Source organism: Streptomyces sp. NPDC042638 (assembly GCF_040647235.1).
GTDB classification, from domain to species: Bacteria; Actinomycetota; Actinomycetes; order Streptomycetales; family Streptomycetaceae; genus Streptomyces; species Streptomyces rameus.
This window is the reverse complement of record NZ_JBEZBT010000108.1, coordinates 1-10,027: the sequence shown is the minus strand read 5'-3', so window position 1 is coordinate 10,027 and position 10,027 is coordinate 1. Positions and strand designations below refer to the sequence as shown.

Sequence of the window (10,027 nt, the reverse complement as noted above, 5' to 3'; positions counted from 1 at the left end):
CACCCGGGCCACCCCCACCGCCGTGGCCCACACTCCCGACGGCCGCACCGAATCCTGCTCATCAGTCAACACGCCAGCCTAAAAGGTGGGTTCTCCACGGCCTTCGGTCTGTCGCCGTACGGAGGCTTCATCGTGGTGGTCTTCGTGCCCCTCACCGCCCGCTACGCGGGCCAGGGCACCCCTGCTCCACAGTCCGAGCCCGAGCCCGAGCTTCAGTTGACGGACCGGGTTCACTGCCCGCTCGTCGTGTTCGTCGCCGGTGGTCAGCCTCGCAGGTGCAGCCCGAACCCCGTGCGGCCCGCGGGCTCCAGCCCCTCCTTCAGGTGCAGCGAGGGGATCTCGTAGTCGCCGAAGTTCTGCCGCCGGAACGGGATCGGCTCGGTCGACTCCAGGGTGAGCAGGCGCTGCTCCCAGGCCTTGGCGGCGTCCGCGTAGTCCTGTTCGGTCATCCGGTCGGTGCCGTACAGCACGAATGGGGGCAGCACCTCGATGCCCGGGTAGTAGAGGATGCCGTGGTGGATCGGGAACAGCAGGTCGTCGACGGGGCCGTTGATCCCACGAGCGGCGTAGTGCGACTCCGGGCCACCGGCGGTCACCGACAGCAGAGCCCTTCTGCCCGCGAGCGTGCCTTCGCCGAAGCGCTCGCCGTACTTGGTGTCGCTGTGCTCGCCGACGCCGTATGCGAAGTGGTAGGTGAACACGCGGTCCACCCAGCCCTTGAGGATCGCGGGCATCGAGTACCACCACAGCGGGAACTGGAAGACGATCGTGTCGGCCCACAGCAGCTTCTCCTGCTCGGCGCGGACGTCCGGGGTGAGCGTCCCGGCGTCGAAGGCCCGACCCGAGTCCAGGGCGACTTTCAGCGGCCTTGAGGCGCTGGGGCCGTAGTCCTCGGCGTTCACGACCGCCTTCCAGTTCATCGCGTACAGATCGCTCACCCGTACCTCGTGCCCGACGCTCTCCAACGTGGACACAGCCAGGTCCTTCAGCGAGCCGTTGAGCGACTTCGGCTCCGGGTGGGCGTAGACGATCAGCGTCTTCATGGGGACTCCTTCGGATCGGATGCCTTCGATCCTGGACGCTGCGGCACCCTGCGTTCAGGGACGCCTCTTCCACCGGACGGGACTTCCTGGTACCGGCAGGGCCACCTTCGCGGGCGCCACCGGGGCCATACTGTGGACATGGACGATCTTGCGGGCTTCCTGCGGACCCGGCGTTCCCGGGTCGACCCGGCAGCCGTCGGGATCCCCACCGACAGCCGCCGCCGGGTGAAAGGGCTGCGCCGGGAAGAGGTCGCGCACCTGTCCGGCGTCAGCGTCGACTACTACGTACGGCTGGAGCAGGGCCGCGCGACCCAGCCCTCCGAACAGGTCCTCGACGCGCTCGCCCGTGTCCTCGGCCTCGACGAGACCGAACGCGGGCACCTCGACCGGCTCGCCCGGCAGCACCGCCGCCGGGCGAAGGCGCCGAGCGGGCGCATCCGGCCGGAGTTGCTGCGGGTCCTCGCCCTGGTCTCCGACACACCCGCGCTGATCACGAACCACCGCCTGGACGTGCTCGCCGGGAACCGCCTCACCGAGCTTCTCTTCGGCCGGCCGCTGCCGGGCCTGAACACCGCGCGGCACATCTTCCTGGAGGAGGCCGAGCGCGGTCTGTACGCCGACTGGGAGACATGCACCGTCGACGTGGTCGGCCACCTGCGCCTGGCCGCCGGTAAATACCCCGAGGACCCGGGCCTGGCCTCGCTCATCGGCGAACTGGCGATGGGCAGCGAGCGCTTCCGCCGCCTATGGGCCCGCGCGGACGTGCGCGCCCGTACCCACGGGCGCAAAGCGTACCGGCACCCGCTCGTCGGACTGCTGGAACTGCACCAGGAGAACTTCGCGCTACCGGATGAATCCGGCATGGAACTGCTGGTGCTGTCCGCCGCCCCCAGCAGCCCCGCCGAGGACGGGCTGCGCCTGCTCGCGAGCCTGGGCACGGACAGCGCTGACGCGCGCTTCGGAGTGAACGCGGAAGTCCCGGAGTGACTCCCGCATTTCCGGGCGGCGGGGTGCCTGTTGCGTGGGGTGGCTCGGCGACTGCGCCGGTCATCTCTCCCCTCACGGTTCCACGGCCTCGACCGCGACGAACTCGTGGAAGTCCATGTTGCTGATCTCCAGGTTGCACGCCATCGATCCGACCTCGCGGCACGGAAGGACGGTGGACTGTCCCGGCGTGTCGTACAGGTCGACGACGGTCAGCGGGCGGCCGGGCTCGGTGCAGGTCCTCGCGTCGGCGAGTACGACCAGGGGGGGTGTGCGCCTCCGGCGGGACCAACGCCGGTACGTGGCCCGGCCCGAGGCCCTCGAAGGCACGGTCGTCGACGACCAGCGCCGTCAGCGGACAGTCCTCCATGTCGATCTCGTCGGGGTCGGGGTCGGGGTCGGCGTCGGGGCCTGTCCCGACCCAGCCGTCCTCGTCCGTCCCGCCCAGTTCCTCAAGCAGGGCACGCCAGCCCTCCTCGTCGTCGAAACACGTGCGGACCAGCAGGGCCGCGGCGCAGGCGGTCAGCGCCGGGAAGGACCGGCGCGGCAGTACCGCCGGTGTGGGGAAGGCGGGTGCCCGTCCCCGCCGTGGACCACAGGGACGTCCACGAGGACGACGACCGGCGTCCCGGCGCCGTGCTCCGGGGCGAGCGCCGGTACGTCTCCGCCGCGCAGGCGATCCCACCCGCGGGCTACGACGGGGCGGAGCCGCCCGCCGCTTCGCCCGCGAACTCGCGCACACCCTGCGCCTGCTGCGCCGCACGGACCCCGGCCTCGCGCCCGGCATCGACCCGGAGCTGTTCTTCGCCCACGGCGAGCACACCCCCGCCCAGCGCGCCGGCATCTTCGCTTCCTTCGCCGCCGCCGACACCGCGATCCTCGCCAACTCGAAGCTGATCGCCGAAGGCGTCGACATCCCGAGCGTCGACGCGATCGTCTTCGCCGACCCCACCCGCAGCGTCATCCGCTGCGTCCAGGCCCTCGGCCGCGCCCTGCGCCTGGACGTCTCCGGCAAGATCGCCTCCCTGATCGTCCCCGTCTACATTCCGCCCGGCACGGACAGCGAGAACATCCTGGGCACCGCGTACGAGCCGGTGTGGGCGATCGCCTGCGCGCTGGCCAGCCACGACCACCGCATCCTCGAGCGCCTCCCCGACAAGGCCAACCGCCTCCCACGCGAGACCAGCGACGTCATCGCCCGCCGCTGGCACTTCGACTTCACCGTCCACCCCGAGCGCATCGCCCAGGCGATGGACCTGGTCTCCTTCGACCCCCGCGACCAAGGCGTCTCCCGCTCCCGCCGCCTCGGACTGGCCGCCGCCCGCTCCTACCGCGACCAGTACGGTCACCTCGACGTTCCCGCCGACTACACCGACCCCACCGGCTACCGGCTCGGCACCTTCATCACCACCATGCGCGACGCGGCGAAAGTCGGCCGCCTCGACGCCGATGCCGACGCCGACTGGATTGCGGAGCTCGACGCGCTGGGCATGATCTGAGACAAGCACGAGGCCGCCTGGCGCTCCCGTCTCGCCGCGGCCGCCGACTACCACCGGATGCACGGTCACCTCGCCGCTCCCGCGACCACCCCCGTCGGGGCCTGGCTCGCCGAACAACGCCACCTCGCCAGCAGGAACACCCTCGAGGCCGCCCGGGTGGAGGCCCTCACCGCCCTCGCCGCCGACTGGCGGCTGCCGCACGGAGCGGACTGGCACCGCAAGTACCACCTGCTGCGCGCCCACCTCGCAGGCGGCGCCGACCCCGCCACCCTCACCCGCGACACCCAGCTCGCCGGTGTGAAGATCGGCTCCTGGCTGCACCGCCAGCTCGCCACCTGGCCCGCCCTCGCCCCCGGCCAGCAACAGCTGATGACCGCCCTCGGCCTCACCCCCGAGACCAACCCGCTCGTCCCCGCACGGCGCGCACGCCGCGCACCTTCGCCGAGACCGTCCAGCTCCTGGAGCTCTACCTGCACCGCGAGGGCCGCACCCCCGCCGCCCGCGAGACGATCCGCGTCGACGGCGACACCGTCAAGATCGGCGCCTGGCTCGCCAAGGCCCGCACCAAGCACCGCTCCAGCCAGCTCGCCGACCACCATGTACGCCTGATCGCCGCCCTGTTCGAGGGGGACTGGACGGCCGAGGACGCCGTGTCGGCCGTCCTGGCGTAAGCCCTGCCCCGACTCGGTTGACGCCCTCCGCCCATCTACCGGCGGACCTCCGCGCGCCGCCGGACTTGCGCCCCACCCGTACGGCCGGGGCGCAGGCGGCATGTCGGCCCGTCCTTCTTCGGGCGGCCGTCAGGCGCCACAGGGGGTGTCGTTGTTACGCAGGCTGTGGGTGGTGTCGTTGAGCTGGAGCGCAGGTCGCCGATGGAGCCGCCCTCGCGGCCGACGCAGACGTGCCGACCGAAGTAGTTGTCCTTCTGGTAGACCCGCGCGGTGCGGCTGCTGTTGTTGATGATGGAGCTGCCGCTGCCGCTGATGTAGTCGGGCAGGTGCCGCACGGAGCCGTCGACGGCGCGTTTGACGTAGGGCTGGCCGTTGAAGTTGATGTCGGGGTAGATGCATACGAACCCGCGAGGGCACGCGATCTGGTCCCGGGCCACGGCGAGCGCGCCCGCTGAGGCGTGGGCGGGGGAGAGGCCGGCCAGTGATGTGACCAGGACGGTAGGGATGGCGGCGGCGAGCAGAGCGCTCGCCCCTGTGCGGGGGCGCCGTAGACGCGGAAGTCTCATGCCGTCGGTCTGTCCAGGCGGAACGGTTCGCCATTCCGCTCAGGGGCGACGTTCATTCAGACGAGCTGCAACACCAGCGCCAGCCGTTGTCGCATCGCATGAGTTGCGGCTGCGGTGCGTGAGGGACAGGGCTGGGGGAACCATGCATGGCGGCACGCAGCGCTTGCATATGCCCCTGACCCGCTGAAAGAAACACACACTTTATGTGCTTGTAGGCGTGATGTAAGGGCATGCGGAGGCCAGGAGGTTGATAACAATGGTTCCCCTGCTTCTGGTTCTTCTGCTGGCTCTGATCCTCTTCGGCGCGGGCTTCGCGCTGAAGGCACTGTGGTGGATCGCGGTCATCGTGCTCGTCGTGTGGCTGCTGGGCTTCGTCGTCCGTACGGCGGACAGCGGCGGCCGCAAGGGCCGCTGGTACCGCTGGTAGACGCATCCCACCCCGGCGCGATCAGCGCGCCACGCGCGTAAGGCGTTTTTTTGGGCCCGGCCGGATACGGCCGGGCCCCAAAACGTGTCACCAGCCGAGCCGTTGGGAGGGATCGGGCTTATCGGACGCACCGCCGGGTACGTGAGCGATACAGCGGCCCCGCAGACCCAGCAGTGGAACCCTGCTCCTCCTGTCTACGGGGCCGCTGCCCATGCCCTTTGAGGTCCCCGAGGGCGCAGCTGCGGAATCTGTTCGGCGAGCGGGGCCGGCACCTGTACGCGGCCGGATCGAGGCCGACCGGCTCGCCTAGGGCGGCTCCGCGAAGAAGGCGTTTCAAGGCCGGCGCACCGACGCGCGGTACTGCTCGCCGCGCTGCCGCACGCGGGCATGGCTGCGCCGTCCGCGTCCAGCAGCCGTCACGTTGTGACGCCTGTGCGTGATGGCAACTTACGCAGGGGCCGACACGCACCCGGTGCGGTCCGGTCACCGCGATGATCGGTGCGGTGCACCACTGGGTGGGAGTGCACGACATCGTCCGCACCGAGTGGAGAGTGGAGGCCATCGCGAAGCGCACCAGGTGCGGGTGGAGACCACTCGGTGCGCTCCACCGAGTGGGGGAGTGCGTTACATCGCGCACACTCAACGCACCATGCGCGCGCCGGTCCACATCAGCGCGCCACCGCCCCGGCCATCCGGTGCGCGTGGCGCGCGACGGCCCGCCAGGAGGCCGCTCTACGATCCGCGCGTGGGACAGACCCCGGCGCAGAGGGCCGCGAAGGCGGCACGCGGGCGGCAGCCGAAGAAGCGGCCCGGCAAGGCGCAGCGCGAGGCGATCAAGCGGGCGCAGGCGGCGAAGAAGAAGGCGGGCGGTGGGAAGCCGGCCGCGAAGAAGACGGCGGCGAAGAAGGTGGTGCCGCTGCTGCTGCCGCGCGGCTCGGTACGCGCCGCCTACCCGGGCACCTGCCCGGCCTGCTTCAAGGACTACGCCTGGGTTCGGTGATTCATCGGACGCGCTCGGGTGATGCCGTCAGAATCGGATCAGCAGGCGGCGCGGCCCCCTACCAGCGGCATTCCGACAGCGATACGAGTGGTGCAGCGATACGAGTGGTGCTGAGGGCGGAGGGCGATGCCGCGGGGTGGAGCAGGCGTGCCGGGGTGTGACCCGCCCTGGTGGCCCGAGAGCCGCAGAAGGAAGGCACTTTCGTGAGCATGATCCAACCGGTTGCCAACGGGTTACGCACCGATCACCCGGTTCCCGGCTTGCCGTTCATCAACGACGAGCGGCTGCTCCTGGACAATCCTGACGCGATTGAGCGGACGGGCCGTAATCAGGGTGAGGGGCTGTGGGGGCGCACGGACCGACTGCCCGGTGGGGGATGGGTGGCGTTCACCACCGAGACGAAGAACCGTGACTACGCCTGGGCGGTCCATCAGCACCCCGAGCATGGGCGGACCGTTCTCCTGATTCACGACAAAGACATGAGCGGCCTGCACCACGAGTGGATGTACGGGAACAACGGGTTCCTGTACCGGCATGGCGGCTACTGGTGGGACGGGACCCGCTGGTACCGGCCCCAGCAGATCGTGGACCATGCCTACGAGGGATACGATGCGCGGCCGGTGGCGGACGCCGTCACCGTCACGGCCATCGACATCCTGGGCCGCCCGGCGACGTCACACACCGCGCGGGTTGCGAAGATCGCCGACTTCAAAGCCTCGGAGGGACCGCTGCCACACTGGCGTGAGCATCTCGCCCTGTGGGCCTCCCACCGCAAGCCCGGCTCCAGGCCGCTCGATCAGTGCACCGTCGATCTCCAGGCACCGGAACTCGACCCGGCCCATTTCGTCGACCGCGCCGGCCTGGCGCAGATCGCGAAGCTGGAGCTGGAGGATCTGCCGCATCCGAAGCACAGGCGGAAGTACCTGCCCCCACCCCAGGCCGAGACGGCCGAGGGGCCACGGTGGTCGCGACCGGTCGCCCGTGACTGGGCTGAGCAGTACCGCCGGACCCACGGCCCGGAGAAGCTGTTGTCCGCCACGACGGCATTCGGCACCGAGCAGCCCCGGGGATTGGTCGAGGACCACAACCGCCTTACGAAGATCATCGCCAACAGCCTCGAGGACGCTGAGGAATCCAAGAAGAACCGCCTCCTCACCCGGGGCAGCAGTACGAGGCGCGAGGAGGAGGCCGCGCACCTGGCCTGGTGGCCTGCCGTAGCCATCAACGACGGCACCGACGGCTTCATCCCCCTCGCCGCCGTGCGTACCACCATCATCGAAGCGGTCCTCGGCGGACTCGCCCGGGATGCCGAAGACCTCGACGATTCCAAGGATGTCCTCCTGGGCGACATCCGGCGCGATGTCGTGCACCTCATCGATTGGTACATCCTGCGAGAACCCCGACTCGTTCCCGCACTCTTCGGCGAGATCTGCCTGGACGCTCGTGTGCGCTTCGGACTCGACCCCAAGGACGTCGGAGACCTTCTACGACGCTCCCTCCACCTCGACAGCGGCCTCGACGGCCAAACCCTCAAGGCACTCCTCGACCTGGCGCTCCCGCCTTCCGCGCAATCCCCCGACGGACGATGACCATTCCAGTGATGACCGACGCCGAAGCCGCCGACTGGCTCACCGCCACGGCGGCCGGGGAGATCTGACCCACGTCCGGACACACCACGGGCCCTGGGGAGTGAAGGCATCCCCGGGGCCCGCTGTATGGAGTCGCGCTGTTCAACGACGGCGGAACGCCGCCGTCACGCATCGGGCTGAGGCTCCACCTGGCGCAGGCAGTACACGCACCTGGACTCCGAGTCGATGCGGCCCATGCACCGCCGGCAGTCCCCGCGCTCACGCACAGGCCCCCGGCCGTCCACGCAGCCGGGGCAGGTCATCACCGGCTGCCGGAAGCCGAAGCTGACCACCCACCCGCCGCCTTGAGCGGCGTCGCGCGCCAGCTGCGAGACCTCGGAGGCGGAGCGCGCGTCTTCGTCGTCGCCGGTCTCCACCGCCAGGTAGACGGCGAAGCAGTCGTCGGTGTCGCACACGACAGCCACTCCTGTAGGCATTCGATCCCCTCTCAAGCCCCAACTGCGCCCAACAAGACCATCTTGCTGATGGGACCGTCCTCGCACTGGCGTCCCCACAAAAGCGGGGTCCGAGTGACTCGAATTCGAGTCGGATCGTTCGAATCGGACGCGCGGAATCGAACCCAAGCGGGTGGGCAACGCCGCACTGCGCCGCGGCCGCTGGCTTCGAGCTGCTCGGCTACCGCCTGAGCTGAGCAGCAGCACTTGGCCTCCGTTCACGTAGCTGCGGCGTAGCCTGCTCGGGAGCACGGGCCGTGTCGATGCGCCTGGTTCGGCCCCACACGCTGCGGGGAGAGGGGAGCCGGACATGGCGAACAACGGGCAGACGGATACGGCCGTACTGGTGGCGATGCTCAGCGAGCGCGTCGCCGTGAACGTCCGGCTGGCACTCGTCGCGGACGCACAACAGTGGCAACTGCACCATGGCCAGGTCACCTTGGACCACGACGCCCCGGTGACGGAGCGGGCCTGGCACTACAGTACGGCGAGCTTCCTGGAACTGCGCCTGCCCGGCCCGACGGTCGCCGCGCTGCTGCGGGGCGACGAACAGGACGTTGACGGTCTCCACGTCGTCACCCCCGGCCCGCCGCCCTCCAGCGCCTCCTCCTCTCGGCTGCGCGGCAGGCAAGAGTGGGACCGGGTGACCACGCCGTGGCCGCGCACCGAGTGGACCATCAACCGGGACGCCAACACGCTCCAGCCCGGCCACGACCTGCTGGTCGGGGACGGCCCGTCTTTCCTGAACTTCGACCAGGCCCTCAGCGCCTTCCTCCACCAGCGCCCCCACGACAGCAACGCGGGCCGCTCGGACCTGTGGCGTATCGTCCAGCCGCAGCGTGCGGGCTGGCTTTCACGGATCACCATCGGGCCCGACCTGCTGACGGCAGTGGTCGACGGCGAGGCCCTGGACGGCGCGGCACTGGAGCTGAGCTGGGCGGCGGGCAACGAGCGTCAGTCCGTCGACGGCGTCGGCGCCCACCGCTTCGCGTTGCCCAACGGACTCGCGCGCGACAGCCTGCTGATGCTGCGCCGCGAGGAGCAGTGGCTGGACTGGCGCCACTTTCCGGCTCCCACGTACGGGCGCGCCCGCGATGCCTCAGTCGTCTGGGAGCAGCCCGGCCCGGAGCTGGAGCTTCTACTTGCGAACGGGGAGGGAAAGCACCTGGAGTGCAAACAGGAGGTCCCGGAGGGTGACTCGCGGAAGAAGATGCTCAAGACCGTCGCCGCCTTCGCATCGCAGGACGGCGGCACCGTCCTGATCGGCGTCCGCGACGACCTGCAGATCGTGGGCCTGCCCGAGAAGCCGACCGTCGACAAGCAGGAACTCCAGGTCGTCGGCATGATCCGGGACAGCGTGGAACCAGCGCCGCCGTACGAGTCACGTGTGATCGACCACGACGGCAAGAAGGTCCTCGCGATCGAGGTCTCCGGCGGGGGCCAGATGTACGCCTACCGCGACCGTGACTCACAGCGCCCGGAGTTCTACGTCCGCGTCGGCCCGAACACGGTGCCCGCACGCCACCATGAGATCGCCGCCGGATTCCGGCAGGCTCCGACCGTCACCACGTTCTGAGAGCCGCCGCACCGGCGCGGCGAGCGCTGTAATCGATCAGCCGCGCCTCAGGCACCGCAGTCTTCGGTCCCAGCTACTCAGTGAACGCTACGCAACACCTCTCGCGGGGGTCTGTGTAGCGAACGGTGGAACTCGGTCGGTTTTGTTCAACGTCGTCCGGCGGTGAGCCGGCCGTCGA

The 10,027-nt window shown here is 70.0% G+C and carries 11 protein-coding genes; 7 read left to right on the top strand and 4 right to left on the bottom strand.

The genetic code is table 11. The features are described 5' to 3' along the window. Positions 1–263 precede the first annotated feature (263 nt). Positions 264–1,043, bottom strand: a complete 780-nt coding sequence (locus AB0B40_RS37420) for an NAD(P)H-dependent oxidoreductase (RefSeq protein WP_362268071.1) — start codon at positions 1,041–1,043, stop codon at positions 264–266. Between the two features lie 138 nt (positions 1,044–1,181). Between AB0B40_RS37420 and AB0B40_RS37415 the strand changes: the two genes are divergently transcribed. Continuing rightward, the gene (locus AB0B40_RS37415) at positions 1,182–2,030 is read left to right on the top strand and encodes a helix-turn-helix transcriptional regulator (RefSeq protein WP_362268069.1); all 849 of its coding nucleotides are present in this window, start codon (positions 1,182–1,184) and stop codon (positions 2,028–2,030) included. Positions 2,031–2,102: 72 nt separating this feature from the next. On the opposite strand, the gene AB0B40_RS37410 is transcribed toward AB0B40_RS37415, so the two are convergent. Beyond that, positions 2,103–2,357 (bottom strand): hypothetical protein, encoded by a 255-nt coding sequence (locus tag AB0B40_RS37410; RefSeq protein WP_362268067.1) that lies wholly within the window; start codon positions 2,355–2,357, stop codon positions 2,103–2,105. 161 nt (positions 2,358–2,518) lie between these two features. Between AB0B40_RS37410 and AB0B40_RS37405 the strand changes: the two genes are divergently transcribed. Further along, entirely contained in the window at positions 2,519–3,526 is a 1,008-nt protein-coding gene (locus tag AB0B40_RS37405) for a Helicase associated domain protein (RefSeq protein WP_362268066.1), read from the top strand. 57 nt (positions 3,527–3,583) lie between these two features. Next, positions 3,584–4,135 (top strand): helicase associated domain-containing protein, encoded by a 552-nt coding sequence (locus tag AB0B40_RS37400; protein WP_362268065.1) that lies wholly within the window; start codon positions 3,584–3,586, stop codon positions 4,133–4,135. Positions 4,136–4,232: 97 nt separating this feature from the next. Here the strand turns inward: AB0B40_RS37400 and AB0B40_RS37395 are convergent, their stop codons facing one another. Further along, positions 4,233–4,763, bottom strand: coding sequence for a peptidase inhibitor family I36 protein (locus AB0B40_RS37395; RefSeq protein ID WP_362268063.1), 531 nt, complete (start codon positions 4,761–4,763; stop codon positions 4,233–4,235). Positions 4,764–5,019: 256 nt separating this feature from the next. Here AB0B40_RS37395 and AB0B40_RS37390 point away from each other — a divergent pair, with 256 nt between their 5' ends. From AB0B40_RS37390 to AB0B40_RS37380, 3 genes are all read left to right on the top strand, one after another. Continuing rightward, complete coding sequence (locus AB0B40_RS37390; protein WP_011113206.1) at positions 5,020–5,190, top strand: hypothetical protein; 171 nt, start codon at positions 5,020–5,022, stop codon at positions 5,188–5,190. A 745-nt stretch (positions 5,191–5,935) separates the two neighbouring features. After that, the gene (locus tag AB0B40_RS37385) at positions 5,936–6,190 is read left to right on the top strand and encodes a hypothetical protein (protein ID WP_362268061.1); all 255 of its coding nucleotides are present in this window, start codon (positions 5,936–5,938) and stop codon (positions 6,188–6,190) included. A 209-nt stretch (positions 6,191–6,399) separates the two neighbouring features. Further along, positions 6,400–7,779, top strand: coding sequence for a hypothetical protein (locus tag AB0B40_RS37380; protein ID WP_362268072.1), 1,380 nt, complete (start codon positions 6,400–6,402; stop codon positions 7,777–7,779). 164 nt (positions 7,780–7,943) lie between these two features. Here the strand turns inward: AB0B40_RS37380 and AB0B40_RS37375 are convergent, their stop codons facing one another. Further along, the gene (locus tag AB0B40_RS37375) at positions 7,944–8,234 is read right to left on the bottom strand and encodes a hypothetical protein (RefSeq protein WP_362268059.1); all 291 of its coding nucleotides are present in this window, start codon (positions 8,232–8,234) and stop codon (positions 7,944–7,946) included. A gap of 349 nt (positions 8,235–8,583) precedes the next feature. Between AB0B40_RS37375 and AB0B40_RS37370 the strand changes: the two genes are divergently transcribed. Then, the gene (locus AB0B40_RS37370; protein ID WP_362268057.1) at positions 8,584–9,849 is read left to right on the top strand and encodes an ATP-binding protein; all 1,266 of its coding nucleotides are present in this window, start codon (positions 8,584–8,586) and stop codon (positions 9,847–9,849) included. Positions 9,850–10,027 lie beyond the last annotated feature (178 nt).